Annotated in this window: 16 protein-coding genes; 6 read left to right on the top strand and 10 right to left on the bottom strand. The window is 58.7% G+C overall.

What is annotated here, in order from left to right; translation table 11 throughout:
• Positions 1 to 34 precede the first annotated feature (34 nt).
• A complete protein-coding gene (locus ABRP93_RS09265) occupies positions 35 to 1,051 on the bottom strand; it encodes a proteasome assembly chaperone family protein (RefSeq protein ID WP_349887746.1) in 1,017 nt (338 codons plus the stop codon).
• 260 nt (positions 1,052 to 1,311) lie between these two features.
• Between ABRP93_RS09265 and ABRP93_RS09260 the strand changes: the two genes are divergently transcribed.
• Positions 1,312 to 2,397 carry a DUF4192 domain-containing protein gene (locus ABRP93_RS09260; RefSeq protein ID WP_349887745.1) on the top strand — a complete coding sequence of 362 codons (1,086 nt, stop codon included), beginning with the start codon at positions 1,312 to 1,314 and terminating at the stop codon, positions 2,395 to 2,397.
• Positions 2,398 to 2,406: 9 nt separating this feature from the next.
• Here ABRP93_RS09260 and galE read toward each other — a convergent pair whose 3' ends face one another.
• The 9 genes from galE to ABRP93_RS09215 all read right to left on the bottom strand — a co-directional run bounded on the left by galE (position 2,407) and on the right by ABRP93_RS09215 (position 12,078).
• Entirely contained in the window at positions 2,407 to 3,390 is a 984-nt protein-coding gene (gene galE / locus ABRP93_RS09255) for a UDP-glucose 4-epimerase GalE (RefSeq protein WP_349887744.1), read from the bottom strand.
• Between the two features lie 3 nt (positions 3,391 to 3,393).
• A complete protein-coding gene (locus ABRP93_RS09250; RefSeq protein ID WP_349887743.1) occupies positions 3,394 to 4,071 on the bottom strand; it encodes a metal-dependent transcriptional regulator in 678 nt (225 codons plus the stop codon).
• 234 nt (positions 4,072 to 4,305) lie between these two features.
• Positions 4,306 to 5,319 (bottom strand): sigma-70 family RNA polymerase sigma factor, encoded by a 1,014-nt coding sequence (locus ABRP93_RS09245; protein ID WP_349887742.1) that lies wholly within the window; start codon positions 5,317 to 5,319, stop codon positions 4,306 to 4,308.
• A 194-nt stretch (positions 5,320 to 5,513) separates the two neighbouring features.
• Entirely contained in the window at positions 5,514 to 6,278 is a 765-nt protein-coding gene (locus ABRP93_RS09240) for a helix-turn-helix transcriptional regulator (RefSeq protein WP_349887741.1), read from the bottom strand.
• Between the two features lie 129 nt (positions 6,279 to 6,407).
• The gene (locus ABRP93_RS09235) at positions 6,408 to 7,781 is read right to left on the bottom strand and encodes an L-serine ammonia-lyase (protein WP_023022679.1); all 1,374 of its coding nucleotides are present in this window, start codon (positions 7,779 to 7,781) and stop codon (positions 6,408 to 6,410) included.
• A gap of 37 nt (positions 7,782 to 7,818) precedes the next feature.
• Positions 7,819 to 9,213, bottom strand: coding sequence for an SLC5/6 family protein (locus ABRP93_RS09230; protein ID WP_349887740.1), 1,395 nt, complete (start codon positions 9,211 to 9,213; stop codon positions 7,819 to 7,821).
• A gap of 360 nt (positions 9,214 to 9,573) precedes the next feature.
• The gene (gene dtd / locus ABRP93_RS09225; RefSeq protein WP_349863656.1) at positions 9,574 to 10,017 is read right to left on the bottom strand and encodes a D-aminoacyl-tRNA deacylase; all 444 of its coding nucleotides are present in this window, start codon (positions 10,015 to 10,017) and stop codon (positions 9,574 to 9,576) included.
• Positions 10,018 to 10,068: 51 nt separating this feature from the next.
• Positions 10,069 to 11,646 (bottom strand): DUF7782 domain-containing protein, encoded by a 1,578-nt coding sequence (locus tag ABRP93_RS09220; protein ID WP_349887739.1) that lies wholly within the window; start codon positions 11,644 to 11,646, stop codon positions 10,069 to 10,071.
• 48 nt (positions 11,647 to 11,694) lie between these two features.
• Positions 11,695 to 12,078: a DUF3099 domain-containing protein gene (locus ABRP93_RS09215; RefSeq protein ID WP_005278938.1), complete on the bottom strand. Its 384-nt coding sequence runs from the start codon at positions 12,076 to 12,078 to the stop codon at positions 11,695 to 11,697.
• 138 nt (positions 12,079 to 12,216) lie between these two features.
• On the opposite strand from ABRP93_RS09215, the gene ABRP93_RS09210 reads away from it, so the two are divergent.
• From ABRP93_RS09210 to ABRP93_RS09190, 5 genes are all read left to right on the top strand, one after another.
• Positions 12,217 to 12,468, top strand: a complete 252-nt coding sequence (locus ABRP93_RS09210) for a DUF3039 domain-containing protein (protein WP_005278940.1) — start codon at positions 12,217 to 12,219, stop codon at positions 12,466 to 12,468.
• Complete coding sequence (locus ABRP93_RS09205; RefSeq protein WP_349887738.1) at positions 12,465 to 14,249, top strand: DEAD/DEAH box helicase; 1,785 nt, start codon at positions 12,465 to 12,467, stop codon at positions 14,247 to 14,249. The genes ABRP93_RS09210 and ABRP93_RS09205 overlap by 4 nt, the downstream gene beginning before the upstream one ends.
• Positions 14,250 to 14,398: 149 nt before the next feature.
• Entirely contained in the window at positions 14,399 to 15,400 is a 1,002-nt protein-coding gene (gene dhaK, locus ABRP93_RS09200; RefSeq protein ID WP_023022664.1) for a dihydroxyacetone kinase subunit DhaK, read from the top strand.
• Positions 15,401 to 15,402: 2 nt separating this feature from the next.
• Entirely contained in the window at positions 15,403 to 16,086 is a 684-nt protein-coding gene (gene dhaL / locus ABRP93_RS09195) for a dihydroxyacetone kinase subunit DhaL (protein ID WP_349887737.1), read from the top strand.
• Positions 16,087 to 16,089: 3 nt separating this feature from the next.
• The coding region (locus tag ABRP93_RS09190; protein WP_502879656.1) for a PTS-dependent dihydroxyacetone kinase phosphotransferase subunit DhaM at positions 16,090 to 16,360 on the top strand (271 nt) is incomplete at its 3' end.

Below are 16,360 nucleotides of genomic sequence, written 5' to 3'. Positions count from 1 at the left end.
CCCCACCACCTTAGCGGCGATGGGGGCGGGTTCGTTAGATATCGTCGCCTAAGTCTCTGTCATCGTCATCATCAGAGTCTTCGCGGTCATCAATATCTGTATGGATAATCTCCTCGCTATCGGACTCATCGAGCGAGGCGAGGAAGGCTTCGAATTCTTCGCTGATTTCCTCAGCGCTGGGCACGGCTTCCTCGCCCGGCATGATGGCTTGCGGGTGCTCTTCGCGGTAGCGTTCCATGAAAGCATCGTATTGCTGCTCCAATTGCTGGACCACGCCCTCAATCTCTTCCGAGCCATTGACCTGCTCATCCAGCTGGCCCTCGACGCGGGAAATATCCGCCTCGATGCTGCCCAGCGGAATATTCAGCTGGGCGGCCTTAGCCACGGAATCGAGGAGCTCCAGGGTGGCCTGCGGGTAGGGGGAGGCTGCCAAGTAGTGCGGCACGTGCGCGGTATAGCCGGCTACAGTCCGGCCCTTATCCGCTAGGGCCTTTTCTATATAGAGCGCCGCGGCGCCAGGAACCATCATGGTCGAATCCATCTTCACCATGCCTTCCGTCAGGCGGGAGGCAGTACCGTGCGCGGTGACCACGGTGGGGCGGGTGTGCGGCACGGGCATCGGCGCGGCGTAGAGCATGATGGTGTCTTCAATATCGAATTTCTCCACCAGCTTGACCACCGCCGTGGTAAATGCTTCCCAGCGCATATCCGGCTCTGGGCCAGACAGAAGAAGGAAGGACTTGCCGGAATTATCCCGGAGCACCTTCAAACCCAAATCCATGGGTTCTACCTCGAGGGCCCGGTCATTATCGATGGTGACGGCGGGGCGGCGGGAGCGATAATCGATGAGCTCATCAGAGTTAAAGGAGGCTAGCTGGCGGTTTTCCAGCGCGGCCTTGAGGTGATCGGCGCTCGACTCAACGGCCTGGCCCGCATCGGCATAGCCGTGCATGGCAACAATCATGGTGGGGCCTTTTCCTTCACCGGAATTGTCCTTGACCACCGGAGCGGGGTACTCCAATTCGTACATGCTGCGCTCTTCTTCGTGCATGATGTGTTACCTCCTTGGTCTCTTAATCTAGAACAACGACCGCCAGGACCGCACTATTCCCACACGCACTCAGTTCAGTGTTCGCGGAGTAGTTAAATAACCCATTATGCCCTAACGAGGCAACCGGCGCTAGGGACGGTGCGGTGGGCCTGTGCATAACTGCTTGCCGATGCCCCCTTTCACCCACCTTATCCACAGATTTCGGCCCTCTGCCCGCGCTGGGCTTTCGGCAGTTGTCGCGGGCCCCGAAGCTAGGAGCCATGAAGATCACAACACCACAACAGCCCATCCGTACACCCGGCGATATCCTTGCCAATATTCCAGGAATCCTCGGATTCTTCCCAGCAGAATCCATTGTCCTCATCTCCATCGAACCAACCCCAGCAGGCCGCACCATGGGGCCAGTTGCACGCATAGACCTGTCCGATGTCCCCGACGCCCTCCCAGAGATCATGAGCGCCTTTCACTGCGGCAACCCGGAAGTCGTCCTCGGCTTTATCATCTCCCAACGCGAGGAAGTAGAGCTCTGGGAGATGATCGAGGCGCTCTACCACTTCGAAGATGACAAGGGCACCGGAATCGATGCCTGCTGGCTTGTGGAAGAAATCGCCACATCCACCGCCTACGACCTCGTATTCGGCTTTGGCACCGGCAATGGCAAGGGCCCTATGCACGCTTGGACCGAAGGAACCATTCCCGCTATTTCCACCAGCTCTTCCATGCGCGCCTGCGTAGAAAACGGTACCTTGCCGGAGCTTTCCCGCGATGAGCTGGTCCAGCAATTTGCCCCGCACAACCCGTACTTTGGGCACGAAGAAATCGTGTCCATGCAGCGCTGCGCCGAGGAATTGTCCCGGCAAATGCGTGCCGGCCACGGGTATGGCTCAACGAATCCAACCCGGGTGGTCCAGCACCTCATCGCGGATGCGCAGTACGTATTAAGCGAGGTAGAAACCTTGGAAGAGACCCTGGATAACGAAGAATTACTCTGCGTGGGGGCAATGTGGATGTCGACGACGTGGATGCGCGACTTGGTCATCCGAGACCTCGTCGAATCCCCGCACGCGGCCGGTACCTTGCTCCTAGCCACGGCGCGCACCTTTGGCGGCACCATCCGCTATAACGCCTTGGCGCTGTTTGCAGCGACCCAGGTGGCGCAGAAATTCGGGCTTTACGCCGGTCCGGCGCTGACCGTCGCCATCGATGAGGCACCGGGCCACAATTTAAGCCAGCTCATCGCTCAGGCCTATCGCAGCGGAATGGGGGAACGCCTCATTACCAGCCTAAGCCGTGGTTGCGACGCGGCGCGGGAAGCAGCGGGGATTGATGCCGATGGCTTTGTGTAGCCCCGCGCTTTAGCGCCGCGCCGAATGCGCCCGGTCGCCCAGCTGGCGCGTGAAATTCCACGCGTCGGTCACGATGGTTTCCAAGTCAGTGCGCTGGGGATTCCAATCCAGCTCCCGCTTGATCTTGTCTGAGGATGCAATCAGCGTGGCTGGGTCTCCGGCACGACGCGGGGCGATCTCCGCCGGAATCTCGTGGCCGGTGACTTTCCGGCACATCTCGATGACCTGCTTGACGGAGTATCCCTCGCCGGAACCCAAGTTATAGATCCGGTGGGTGCCGGGGGCATTGCTGTGGAGGGCAAGCACGTGGGCATCGGCAAGATCGCGGATGTGGATGTAGTCGCGCACCGGCGTGCCATCCGGGGTATCCCAATCCGTGCCAAACATGAAAATCTTATCGCGGTGCCCCAGAGCAACCTGCAGGACAATGGGGATGAGGTGGGTTTCAATCTCGCGGTTTTCGCCGATGGAGCGGTAGGCGCCGGCGACGTTGAAATAGCGCAGGGACGTAGCGGCGAGCCCAAACGCCTGGGTAAAAGACGAAATCATGTAGTCGATAGCTAGTTTGCTAGCGCCATAGGGATTCGTGGGCTGGGTCGGCATGTCCTCAGTAATAGGTACCTGAGCCGGTTCGCCGTAGGTGGCCGCGGTGGAAGAAAAGACGAGGCTTTTCACATCGTTATCGCGCATGGCGTTGAGCAGGCGCAGCGTGGTCACGACGTTGTGCTGCCAGTATTCGTCCGGCTTTTCCACGGATTCACCGACGAGAGAGCGGGCGGCGAAGTGCAGAACGCCCTCGAAGCCGCCTTCACCCAGTACCTCTGCGGCCTTGTCTGCCACATCGCCTTCTACCACACGGGCCGAGTCCGGTACGGCATCGCGGTTGCCCGTAGAAAAGTTATCGATGATGGTGACGTCGTGGCCTTGCTCAACGAGGACTGCGGAACACACGCTGCCGACATAGCCGGCGCCGCCAGTAACCAAAAGCTTCATGACCTAGACCTCCACGCGCACAGCGTGCGCCAAATCATCTGCCAAGGTGATGACCTTACCCGAGGGAGTGGTAAGCGAAATGGTGCCGCCATTATTAACCACGGTAACTTCGGTGCCGATGCGGATTCCAGCCTCTGCGAGGTCCCGGAAGGTAGCCTCATCTACCTGCAGAATCTCATTGATCTGGATAATCTTGGCGGACTTCTCTTCGCCATCCGGGAGATCGATAGCCCGCGTCCCAATCGCTGGTTCGGGGACCTGGAAGCCCAGTTGCGCCAGCGCCGGAATGGGGTTACCAAAAGGCGAGCGGCTGGGGTCATCGAGGACCGATACCATGCGCTTTTCTACCTCTTCGCTCATTACGTGCTCCCAGCGGCAGGCCTCATCGTGGACCTTGCTGATATCGAGCCCGAGGACATCAGTAAGCAAACGCTCCGCGAGTCGGTGCTTGCGCATAACCGCCGTGGCCAATTCGCGTCCCTTTTCGGTTAGATCCAAGCTCCTGTCCGAACGAACGTGGAGGAGGCCATCGCGCTCCATGCGAGCAACGGTTTGGGATACGGTAGGTCCGGACTGCTCTAGGCGTTCCGCAATCCGGGCGCGCAGGGGAGTGATGCCTTCTTCTTCCAATTCATAAATGGTCCGAAGGTACATCTCAGTAGTATCAACGAGGTCCCTCACGTGGGCATACCTTTCTTTGAAAACAGTAATGCGTGCCGTGCGCAAAGCAGACAGCGCTTTTTACATTCTGTATCCAGACTAGCTTAAGTTGCCCTAAGTTTGCTGGAGAGATTTTAAGGAGACGAGTTTGCGCTCGCCGCTTGCATAGAGAACGCGACCTCGAAAGCGCACTGGGAAAATTCTCGGCGGCACAGTCGAGGTCGCGATTAAAGAAGGTTCAGGAGGCGAAGAGTTCTAATGCGCGTACTCGCGGAGGCGATCGGCGCGGTTGCCATCGCGCAACTTCGCCATGACCTCACGCTCGATTTGGCGTACGCGTTCGCGGGAGAGCCCGAACCGGCGACCAATCTGGTCAAGGGTGCGTGGCACGCCGTCATCCAAGCCGTAGCGCAGGCGGATGACGTCCTGCTCGCGCTTTTCTAGCGTATCGATGACACCGCGGATATCGGAGTGGCGCATAGAGGCCACGACGGCGGTCTCAGCATCGGTAGCCTCAGCATCTTCGATGAAGTCGCCCAATGGGGCTTCCTCGTCAGTGCCGACAGGCATGTCGAGTGAGACGGGATCGCGGGACTGGCGCAGCAGCATCTCGATCTTGTCCTCATCGATGCCAGATTCCTCGGACAGTTCCTCATTGGTCGCCTCGCGGCCCAAGGACTGATACATCTCGCGCTTGATGCGGGAAAGCTTATTTACCTGTTCCACAAGGTGGACTGGGAGGCGGATAGTGCGCGACTGATCTGCCATGCCGCGGGTAATGGCCTGGCGGATCCACCACGTGGCGTAGGTGGAAAACTTAAAGCCCTTGGCGTAATCGAACTTTTCCATAGCGCGGATAAGGCCAAGGTTGCCCTCTTGAATGAGGTCCAATAGCGGCATTCCGCGGCCGGTGTAACGCTTGGCCAAGGAGACTACGAGGCGCAGGTTTGCCTCCAGCAGGTGGGAGCGGGCCTTCTTGCCCTCGCGGGCCAAGATCTTCAGGTCGCGCTTTTCTGCACGGGTCAGCTTCTCCGCGTTATTGAGCTTGTACTCTGCATACAGGCCCACCTCAATGGTTTGCGCGAGTTCAACCTCGTCCTCAGCACTGAGCAGGGCGGTCTTGCCGATTCCGTTGAGGTAGACACGTACCAAGTCAGCGGAGGGGTTGTCATTGGTTTGATTGCGGCGAGACCCGCGGTCTACTTCCTGTTCCTCATCAGTAGTGGCAGTCGAAGTGCCATTGGCGGTGTTGGCAGATGGATTCGTCATCTTTTCAGCCTCCTGAAATTGTCGCCTGTTTCAAGAAGTACAACGGTGTGAGAACGCAATTAGTTCCCACGGATCCTGAAATGTTTAAAACGGCGACGTGCCGGGCGCTTTGCTCCACCTTTTTGGGGGGCGTCGGCAAGCGCATGCGCCACGTGGATGCAAGAAGTTTGCCATGTCCACGTGGCGGGGAAGTCTTAGCCGCGGACTTGTACGAGGTAGCGATATACCGTGGGTTCAGATACGCCGAGCCTTGCGGCCGCGGCGGCGATGCCACCCTTGAGCAGGAAGAAGCCAGCGTCTTCAAGGGAAGCGATGACTTCGAGCCGTTCGTTGCGCTGCATCGCCTCGACCGGAGTGGAGTGCGTGGAAATCGCGGAATCCAGCATGGAGTCCAGAAGGTGCTCGACGTTGGAACGCAGTGATTCGCTATAGGGCGCTTCCGGCTTTTTATTCGCCGTCGCTTCAGATGCCGGAGTTTTTGGCGGTGTGGTGGTGTCGGGGTAGCCACCGAAGGCCTTCGCCTTATCGATGGCCGGTTCGGTGCCACCGATCATCGCGTTAGCGGCATCGCGGATTTGGATCAGCTCGGATAATTCCACATTGATACAAAGCATGCCGCGCATATGGCCGGTGGTATCGCGCAGGAAATAGCTTGAGGAGCGGCACACTTTCCCCTCGCCATTGACCGCGCGGTATCCCGTCATCATTGGAACGGCCGCCGCGTCGCCCTGTTTCATGAACCAGAGGGCAAAGTCTGTGACCGGGCCGCCTAGTTCGCGTCCAGAGATGTGGCCGTTGGCAATGGCGATGATGGATTTATCGGGTACATCGAGATCATGAAGCACGATTTCGGTGTTAGGGCCCATGGCCTGACCGAGGAAATCGACGAGTGGTATGTACTGCTCGAGGAAGTTTTCTTCGGGGGCATGGCTGCTAGAAAGGTTTATTAGCTGAAGCATGTCCTTATAATTCCTGTCAGATTATTGATAAGGTACCACAAAGTAACGACAAAAGGAGGCGAGTAACCGGCCGTGGCCAAGTACTCACCTCCTTATATGGCGCTCTTTCCGGAGCCTAGGGTGCCGACATTAACCACATACCGGAATGGGCGGGTGCACCGCTAGGGCGAGGCCGCCTTGTGAGGTTTCCCGGTATTTGGCGTTGATGTCCTTACCGGTGTTGTACATAGTCCAGATGACCTCATCGAGGCTGACACATGGCTTGCTTTCGCGGTCCAAGGCCATGCGTGCGCTGGTAATGGCGTCTACCGCAGCCACGGCATTGCGCTCGATGCAGGGGACTTGCACTTGGCCTAGGACCGGGTCGCAGGTCAGGCCCAATTTGTGTTCCATGCCGATTTCAGCCGCGACGCAGACCTGTTCCGGTGTTGCCCCCATCAGTTGGGCCAGCCCGGCCGCTGCCATGGAGCAGGCGACGCCAATTTCTCCTTGGCAGCCTACTTCCGCACCGGAAATGGAGGCGTTCATCTTGTAGAGCGCGGCGATGTGGTTGCAGGCGAAGATATAGTCCGCGAACATGCTCGGGGTAACTGGCTCGACGAATTCATCGAAATAGGCCAGTACCGCAGGCACGACGCCGCATGCGCCGTTAGTAGGTGCGGTGACGACGCGGCCACAGGCGGCATTTTCCTCCGAAATGGCCAGGGCAAACATGTGTACCCAACTCAAAATGTTGAGGCCATCGTGGGGGTCGGATTGTTCCAGCCTGCGCTTCAGGGCTGCGGCGCGGCGCGGTACGAGCAGGGCACCGGGCAGCGGGCCATCGGTTGTGGAGCCGCGCTTGATGCCGGTGTACATGACATCGCGGACCTTGCGCAGGTGCTCGTCGATGTCCCCCTCGCTGCGCAGCGCCTTTTCATTGGCCCTGCCGAGCTCCGGGAGCGTCATATTATTGGTTTCACACAGCGCCAGTAATTCTTCCGCGCTGGCATAAGCGAATGGGATGTCAACGGTATCTCGGGTGCGCATGGCGAAGTCTTCTTGCTTGACGATGAACCCGCCACCCACTGAGTAGTAGGTCTTGTGCAAGATGTCTTCCTCGCCGGCAAAGGCGATAAGGCACATGCCGTTTTCGTGCATGGGGAGGTATTCATCGTGGAAGTAGAATCCGCCGTCTTTGGGGAAGCTCACCTTGTGCGTACCACCGAGAAGCAGCGTTTCGCTCTGGCTGACCTCTTTCATGAAGGCGGAGATGCCGTCGATATCGACGGTTTCTGGTTCTTCGCCGGCCAGTCCCAACAGGATGGCTTTATCGGTGGAGTGGCCCACACCGGTCAAAGACAGGGAGCCGTAGACATTGGCTTGGACGCGGGTGACCTTATCCATGAGGTCTTTTTCTTTGAGCTCGTCAACGAAGGCCTTGCCGGCTTTCATTGGCCCAAGGGTGTGTGAGCTTGAGGGGCCGATGCCGATCTTGAACATATCGAAGATGCTGATGAACATGGTTTTCTCCTGGAAAATCCTGAGAAGCAAGTGCTGCTTAGAAAGCCTGCACGATGGAGTAGATGATGGTGGCGAGGGCAATAAGACCCATGATGAACACGAAGTAGTTGGAGGCCTTGCCCTTAAAGCGGGCGAGTGCTGGAACCTTGTGGATGGCAATCATCGGGATGAGGAACAGCATGATGGCGATGGTCGGGCCGCAGAGGGTTTCAATCATGCCGAGGATGGAAGGATCTGCCCAGGCAACGAGCCATGCGGTTACCAGCATGAAGACAAGCGTGATGGTGTCGAGCTTGTGGCTGGATTCTGCGTCATCTTTATTGGCATTCTTGCTGCCTTTGACCAGGAGGCCCTCGAAGCCTTCTGCAGCGCCGAGGTAGTGACCTAAGAAGGACTTGGCTACGGCAATCATGGCGATGATAGGGGCAATCCACTGGATGACGGGGTTATCAAAGTGGTTGGCCAGGTAAGACAAGATGGTGATGTTTTGTTCCTTGGCCTCGGCCATATCCGCAGGCGATAGGCTGAGCGCGCAGGAGAAGACGAAGAACATCACGACGGCGACCATGAGGATTTCCGCGCGGAGCAATATCTTGCGGGACTTGTATTCCGCGTACTTGCCGTAGGTTTGGCGGCGGTCAACGGCGAAGGAAGAAATCATGGGCGAGTGGTTGAAGGAAAAGACCATGACTGGGACTAGGAGCATCAAGGTAATGCCCATGCCGTGGCCGGAGGCTTCGCGCGCGACGTCGAGGTCGAAGCTATCAAAGAGTGCGGTATTCCACTTGGGGATGAGGTACAGCGAGAGTAGGACTAGGATGCCGATGAACGGGTAGACCAAGTAGGACATGACGTGGACGACCACGCTTTTGCCCATGCGTACGACGAGGATGAGGCCGCCTACGAGAACCAGCGAGGTAAGCCACCGATCCGGTGAGGTGATGCCTAATTGGTGTTCCAAAAAGGAATTGACCGTGTTGGTGATGGTTACCGAGTACACCAACAGGATGGGGTAGACGGAGAGGAAGTAGAGGATATTCATCAGCACGCCGGCTTTAACACCGAAGTGTTCCTCCACGACGTCGGTGAGATCGCCATCTGGCTTTGAGCTTGATAGGACCAGGCGGGTCATGCCGCGGTGGGCCCAGTAGGTCATCGGCAAGGCGACGACGGTCATAATAAGAAGCGGGATGATGCCGCCGATGCCAGCGTTGATAGGGAGGAAGAGCACGCCGGCTCCAATGGCGGTGCCGAATAGGGAGAGCATCCAAACGGTGTCTTCTTTGTTCCACGCTGGGGCGCCTTCTTGGCCCGCAAATGGGGTTTCTATGCCGTCAGCGGGTGGCTTTTCTTCTGCGGGTAATTGTTCCGGATTTTGCGCGCCGTGTTCTGGATTTTCGACGGGTCCGTGGCGCAAGAGCTTGTGGGACATTTTCTTTCCTCCTCTGCATGGGGTTGCCCGAAGCTAGAGGGCTCCTGTCACCCTGGAGTGAGAAAATATTTTCTCTCACCAGCGTGCGCGGGCAAGGGTCTGAAATTAAATTCTCAGCTTGTATCCAGCCCATTCGCTTCGTTACGTGTTAAGTATAAGCCCGCGGTAATGTCACGTGATAATAATTTATTACATTTGGGTTGGGTAAATTATCACTCTGAAAAAGCTTGCGCAGCGCCCAGTCATATGCATTGTTGAACAATATCGGCCTCTTTGCGAGCTAGATCATAGAAAATCGCTGGTGTGAGTGGGCGCTCGTGCAGGTAAACGCCGGATGAAGAGAAAACGTGTGAGAGGAAATTAGGTCTCGACCAAAACCGTGAACGGGCCTTCGTTGACGGAAGATACGCGCATCATAGCCCCGAATTGGCCTGCCTCCACCGCGATATTGCGCTCGCGGAGGCGCTCGATGATGTACTCGATGACCGGCTCGGCCTCTTCTCCTGGGGCCGCATCGGCCCACGATGGGCGCCGCCCCTTGGCGGTGCGGCCATACAGCGTGAACTGGCTGACAACCAATACCGGCGCTCCGGCATCGGCAACCGATACTTCACCTTCCAGGATGCGCAGCTCCGCGATCTTGCGGGCCATCTTTTCCGCGCGCGGTGCCCAATCGTCCAAATCCTCCCTGGAAACACCGACGAGGGCTAAAAGCCCGCCGGTTTCCGGGCAGTCAATGGCGCCGACGGTTTCACCCGCAACCGTGACCGCGGCCTTGGACACGCGGGTTAGTACTGCGCGCATAAAAGTCTCTTCCTTTCTCAGCTATTCAGAGGTATGCGGTGCTATCCGGTGCTAATTGGTGTGGGTTGTTGGGGCAGCGTCGTCCTCGAGCAGCAGATCGGTGGGAATGAGCATGCCGTGGCGGACCAGATCGATAATGGCGGGAAGCGCCGCCGCGGTCAGTTCTGCTTCATCGAAACCGTGTGCGGCAGCATAGAGGCCCACGGTCTCGCCGAGGTTGAGTCCTTGGGGAGATAGGCCAGCAACGATTGCGGCCAAGTGCTCATCAACTTCGTGGCTCCACCGGGGCCCATCGGTACGGGTGAGGCGGATCACCGCCCGGTTAAATCCTTGTTTGTTATCGGTATCGGCCACGCTGACTTCTTCCTTCGCCACCTGTGGGCGTACCTGAAAGTGCTTGCCCTCCAGCTCACCAGGAACCAAATCGCGCAGCCACGCCACGCGGGCGAAGTATTCTTCCACCTCAGGGCCCAAAGGGTCGCTAAAGTGCTGCGGCATTTCTTCGGCCAAGATATCGGAGGGCTCATCATCGGCGATTTTTTGGATGGCGACGAATCCGAACCCGATACCCGTGACATCGTGGTCGTGGAAATGATTCAGCCAGGCCGTGGAGCGGGCCTTGCCCTCATCGCTGCGCACATCCAACGATTCATCCTTGAGCCACGTGGATACGTAAAGGGAGGGATCGGCGATATCGCGCTGAATGATCCAGGCGGCGATACCCTTATCCGGCAACCACGAGGCCACGCGCTGCTGCCAGGTCTGCCCACTGGTATGTACCCAGGCGGCGAGCAAATGCGCAGTTCCGCCCGGGGTGAGGTGATCCACTGCCTGGGATACCACCAATTCGCTGGCCCCATCCAAGTTCAGCCCAGAATCGCGGTAGACATGGCCCACCTCAGGGAGGCCAACGACGAACGGGGGATTGGCAACGATGCGATCAAAGGTGCACCCCGCAACGGGCTCGAACCACGAGCCCTCTACAAGCTCTACCTCGGTGCTAGACCCCGCGGCCGCGACGGTCGCACCGGCCAAATCAAGCGCGCGCCGGTGGACGTCTGTTGCCGTAATGCTGTGCGCGCTCTCGAGCTGCCCCAGCAGTTGCACGCCAGAGCCGGTACCCAGATCGAGCACCGTCGATACCGGGCTCACCGGTGTCGATTGCAAAAGCGAGAGGCTTGCCGCCCCGACGCCCAACACGTGATCCGCGCCGGGGACGTGGTCCACCAGCGAGGCATCGACATCGGAAAAGACGAGGCGGTTGGAGCCAACGATGATATGGGGCCGGATATCGAGGGCGATGTAGATGCTGCCGCGATCATCGGAAAGCGCCACGCCGGCATCCAGGAGCTTGGCGGCAAGGCGGGCCCCGAGGGCATCGGCAAGCAGCGTGGCAGGCAGATGCTCATGCAACAGGAAGAAGCGGATGAGCGTATCCAGCTGGGAATTACCAGCGGTGCCGCGCGCCACCGCGGCAGGCTCACCGCGGTAGAGGGCCTCCGTAAGCTCCGGGCCCAAATGTCCCGCTAAACCATCGGTAGTAAAACCGGCCTGCGAAAAAGCCTCCGCTAGCTCTGGGGCAAGATCGCGCAGCGCGGCGGCATCGAAATGAGGGCCAAAGGACGTCATGCTGGGAGAAGATCCTTTCCAGTCGTGCTATTCATGCGGGTTATGCGCCTAATCGGAGGCAGTATCGTCATGGTCAATAACGGAATGCTGAGATTCGATTGCCTTGGAGCCACCGCGGGAAATCTGTTGGTTCTGATACTGCGAATATAGCTGACGATTCATCGCGGGTTTATAGACATTTTTATCCCGCTTGTCCTTCTTCTCACCGCGGCTATTGCCAATGACCACGGCAATCCACGGCAAAGGAAAGGTCACGCCCACGATAATCGCCGCGAGCAACCACCAATGCATGTACAAAAAGACCCCGGCAATGAGCAGGGACGGCACGCGCAGGAATTGGAAAAATCCGTACCACAGCTCCCGGCGCCTGCGATCTTGTGCGGGCGAGAGCTTGGCATCCGTGATGAGAAAACGTTCCTTTTTGCCAAACACTTAAACTACGCACCTCCCTGGAGCCCGCCGCGTAACCCTACAACAGGGGACGGGAAAGCCGGCGTTGGCGTGCGTAGAGTGTGCATGTTCTCCAAGGGTAGACGCATGACTCGCAAAGTTCGATGCTGATGCGGCAAAATGGGGTGCGTGACTACGACTACGAAGACAATTGAACGGCCAGATATTCGTGAAGACACTTCGACGACGGATAATGACACGCCGAAGTTCTTCCACTACGTCAAAAAGGATCAGATTCTTGATTCCGCGGTCAACGGCAAGTACGTCGTTGCCCTGTGCGGTGAGACCTTCCCGGTAACCAAACAGGCAAAGCCGGGCTCGCCGGTCTGCCCCGATTGCGAACGCGTTTTTAAGGGTCTTCGCCGCAAGTGAGGACGTTTAAGAAGACGAACCTCCGCGCGTGGCAGCAATCAGCCCTCGATAAATTCCTCGCCACCAAGCCACAAGATTTTATGGCCGTGGCGACCCCCGGTGCGGGTAAAACCACCTTTGCTCTGCGCATCGCAACGGAGCTCATGGAAGACCGCACGGTAGAGCGCGTCATCGTCGTGGTACCTACCGAGCACCTGAAGACGCAGTGGTCTGCCGCCGCCGCGCGGGTGGGCTTGGCCTTGGATCCTGCCTTCACGAATTCCTCTGCTGTTAACCCCAGCATGGATGGCATCGTGGTGACCTATGCCCAAGTGGGCATGCATCCCTTCAAGCATCGCGCCGTTGCCTCTGCGCGGCGCACGCTCGTGATCTTGGACGAGATTCACCACGCCGGCGACGCCAAAAGCTGGGGCGATGGCGTCAAGGAGGCCTACGACGACGTCAACCACCGCCTCGCGCTGACCGGTACGCCGTTTCGCTCCGATGAATCGCCCATCCCCTTTGTGCGCTATGAGGACGATGGGGAAGGACACAAGGTCTCGCGCGCCGACCACACCTACGATTACGGCGATGCGCTTGCCGATGGCGTCGTGCGCCCCGTCGTCTTCCTGTCCTACTCCGGCGAGGCGCGCTGGCGGGACTCCGCCGGGGAGGAGCACTCCGCGCGCCTGGGTGACATCATGAACGTGGAACAAACCGCGCGCGCCTGGCGAACCGCGCTCGACCCCAAGGGCGAATGGATCCCCGCCGTGCTGCAGGCGGCGCATACCCGCTTGATGCAGATGCGGCGCAATATGCCGGATGCCGGCGGGCTCGTGCTCGCTTCCGATACCACCACCGCCCGTGCCTACGCGAAAATCCTCAAGCAACTCTCCAATACCCCAGTCTCGGTCATTTTGTCCGATGACCCAGGCTCCTCGGACCGCATTCAAGAATTTGCGGACTCCACCGATGAATGGATGGTTGCCGTCCGCATGGTGTCCGAGGGCGTCGACGTGCCCCGCCTCGCGGTGGGCGTCTACGCCACCTCCGCGTCGACCCCCTTGTTCTTCGCCCAGGCAATCGGCCGCTTCGTGCGCTCCCGCATGCCTGGCGAAACCGCCTCGGTATTCCTTCCCTCCGTCCCCGTGCTCCTCGGCCTTGCAGAGCACATGGAAAAATCCCGCGATCACGTTTTGGGCAAAGAAAAGACGGAGAAAGAAGGCTGGGACGACGAGCTACTCGAGCAAGCAAACCAGAAAAAGACCGAACCAGATATGTTGGAAAAGTCTTATGAGTCCTTAGGCGCCGAAGCCGAATTCTCTGGCCTGCTCTATAACGGCTCGCAGTTTAATACCGGCGATATGACCTCTGATGAGGAAGCCGACTTCCTCGGCATCCCCGGGCTCCTCGACGCCGACCAGGTAAAAGACCTACTGCGCAAGAAGCAATCCGAGGAAATGGACCGCCGTGAGGCTGAGGAAAAGGCGCGCCGGGCTGCCGAGGCAGCCGAGGAACAGCGTCGCAAGCTCTACGGCACCCCGCACGCGCCGAAGCGTGGGGGACAGGCGGGTGCTGCGGGGGCGGCACCAAGCCTTGCCGGCTCCGATGCCGGAACGGTGGATGAAATCTCGGCGCTGCGCAAGGAACTCAACACCGTCGTGTCTATCACCGCGCAGCGCACCGGACGCCCGCACGGCGCCATTCACACCGAAGCACGCAAGGCCTGCGGCGGGCCGCCCACCGCGCTGTGCGACGCCGAGCAGCTTCGCGAGCGCATCGACTACCTGCGCAAGTGGTAAACGCTTCGAGAAGCGTCCGCTGAGTCTCAGCGGAGGTGCGCCGAACGTGCGTCTGAAAATGTGAACGGTGTAAATGTTTTTAGGAAGAGTAAGCTCGATATCATCCTGCCCGTAGGCCTTTGGCTTAAGAAGATCCAAGGAGATGGATGATGAAGAAGCTCATCAACTCGCCGGAAAACGTTGTTGCTGAATCTGTTGAAGGATTCGCGCAGGCACACAAAGACATCGTCACGCGTGCAACTGACCCTCTATTCGTAAGCCGCAAAGAGAAAAAGGAGAGCGGCAAGGTCGCCGTCGTTTCTGGCGGCGGTTCGGGACACGAGCCGCTCCACGCGGGATTCGTTGGCCATGGCATGCTCGACGCTGCTGTTCCCGGTGCGATGTTTACCTCACCGACGCCGGATGCGATTCAAGCAGCAACCAACGCCGTCAATACCGGCGCGGGCGTGCTTTACATTGTTAAGAACTACACGGGGGACGTCCTCAACTTCGATACGGCGGCTGAACTCGCCGAGTTTGATGACATTGAGGTCAGCCAGGTCATCGTAGATGACGATGTCGCCGTTGAGGACTCAACGTATACCGCTGGCCGCCGCGGCGTGGCTGGAACCCTTCTCGTGGAGAAGCTGGCGGGCGCGGCCGCCGAGCGAGGCGATGACCTTGCTGCCGTTACTGCTGTCGCAAAGAAAGTAGTGGAGAACACTGCCACTATGGGGGCAGCATTGTCTGCGTGCACCGTGCCCCATGTGGGAAAGCCCTCCTTTGATTTGGGGGAGGACGAGGTCGAGTTGGGCGTCGGTATTCACGGTGAACCCGGCCGGAAAGAAATCCCGATTGTTTCTGCTGACGACGTAACGGATCACCTGCTGGATCCCATCCTGGCGGACCTTAAACTGAGTGAAGGCGAGCGCACCATCGTTGTGGTGAACGGCATGGGAGCTACGCCTGCTTCGGAACTCTATGTGGTCTACCGCCGTGTGGCTCAACGTCTCAAGGACGCGGGCGTGACCATCGAGAGATCACTCGTGGGTGACTTCGTTACTAGCTTGGATATGGCGGGTTGTTCTGTCACCGTGATGCGCGCTGATGATCAAGATATTGCGCTGTTCGACGCCCCCTGCCACACCGCCGCTCTACGCAAAGGAATGTAATCATGACTAACCTTTCAACTGTTTGGGCACAGGACTGGATGAAGAACTGTGCTGCAGCCGCCCATGACCATCGTGATGAGCTCATCGAGCTAGACCGTGTGATTGGTGACAGCGACCATGGTGAAAACGTCGACCGCGGTTTCCGTGCCGTGGTGGACAAGGTTGCTGCCGAAACCACTGAAGACGGCTCGACCGTTGTGGACGTGCTCAAGCTCACCGCCAAAACTCTGATGTCCACTGTTGGCGGTGCCTCCGGGCCTCTGTTGGGCACCGCGTTCTTACGTGCTGCTAAGGCAGCCGGCTCTGGTGATCTCGATGCCTCTGCAGCGGCTGCAGTTATCGAAGCCGCCGCTGAAGGAATCACCTCGCGAGGCAAGGCCACGGAGGGGGAGAAGACGATGGTTGATGCTTGGGGTCCTGCTGCCCGTGCTGCCCGTGAAGCAGCAAATGCCGGACGCAGCCCAGCTGAGGTTCTGCGCGCGGCTGCCGAAGTCGCAGCCGAAGGCGCCGAGGCTACCATCTCAATGGTGGCGACGAAGGGACGTGCCTCCTATCTGGGAGAGCGATCCGTAGGGCACAAGGACCCAGGTGCGGCGTCCACCGCGCTCTTTCTAGCAGCGGCTGCCGACGCAGCCTCGAGCGCAGTGACTGAAGACAGCGGCAACAACAAAGCAGAGGAGGCTTAGACGATGCCACAACCACACGTTGGCCTCGTACTCGTTTCTCATTCGGCCAAACTTGTCGAAGGTCTCGCGGAACTCGCAGCCCAGATGGCCTCGGACATCACCATCCGCACAGCTGGTGGACTCGAAGACGGGGGAATTGGAACCTCGTATGACCTCATCGAATCTGCCATCAACGACCTCCTAAGTCAGGAGCTCGGTGTGGTTGTTCTCACTGACTTAGGCTCAGCCACGATGACAGTGGAGTCTGTACTGGAGTTCCTAGAAGATGATCCGG

This window comes from Corynebacterium sp. KPL2850 (assembly GCF_040225855.1).
GTDB lineage: Bacteria > Actinomycetota > Actinomycetes > Mycobacteriales > Mycobacteriaceae > Corynebacterium.
Note: the sequence above shows the minus strand (reverse complement) of the source record. Positions and strands in the feature narration are given on the sequence as shown.

What these genes read in the sequence shown, in the direction of transcription:
- ABRP93_RS09260 (WP_349887745.1), top strand. Translation starts at nt 1,312, where the DNA reads ATGAAGATCACAACACCACAACAGCCCATCCGTACACCCGGCGATATC.
- ABRP93_RS09245 (WP_349887742.1), bottom strand. Translation starts at nt 5,319, where the DNA reads ATGACGAATCCATCTGCCAACACCGCCAATGGCACTTCGACTGCCACT.
- dhaK (WP_023022664.1), top strand. Translation starts at nt 14,399, where the DNA reads ATGAAGAAGCTCATCAACTCGCCGGAAAACGTTGTTGCTGAATCTGTT.
- ABRP93_RS09220 (WP_349887739.1), bottom strand. Translation starts at nt 11,646, where the DNA reads ATGACGTCCTTTGGCCCTCATTTCGATGCCGCCGCGCTGCGCGATCTT.
- ABRP93_RS09210 (WP_005278940.1), top strand. Translation starts at nt 12,217, where the DNA reads ATGGGGTGCGTGACTACGACTACGAAGACAATTGAACGGCCAGATATT.
- ABRP93_RS09265 (WP_349887746.1), bottom strand. Translation starts at nt 1,051, where the DNA reads ATGCACGAAGAAGAGCGCAGCATGTACGAATTGGAGTACCCCGCTCCG.
- dtd (WP_349863656.1), bottom strand. Translation starts at nt 10,017, where the DNA reads ATGCGCGCAGTACTAACCCGCGTGTCCAAGGCCGCGGTCACGGTTGCG.
- ABRP93_RS09235 (WP_023022679.1), bottom strand. Translation starts at nt 7,781, where the DNA reads ATGTTCATCAGCATCTTCGATATGTTCAAGATCGGCATCGGCCCCTCA.
- galE (WP_349887744.1), bottom strand. Translation starts at nt 3,390, where the DNA reads ATGAAGCTTTTGGTTACTGGCGGCGCCGGCTATGTCGGCAGCGTGTGT.
- ABRP93_RS09230 (WP_349887740.1), bottom strand. Translation starts at nt 9,213, where the DNA reads ATGTCCCACAAGCTCTTGCGCCACGGACCCGTCGAAAATCCAGAACAC.
- ABRP93_RS09240 (WP_349887741.1), bottom strand. Translation starts at nt 6,278, where the DNA reads ATGCTTCAGCTAATAAACCTTTCTAGCAGCCATGCCCCCGAAGAAAAC.
- dhaL (WP_349887737.1), top strand. Translation starts at nt 15,403, where the DNA reads ATGACTAACCTTTCAACTGTTTGGGCACAGGACTGGATGAAGAACTGT.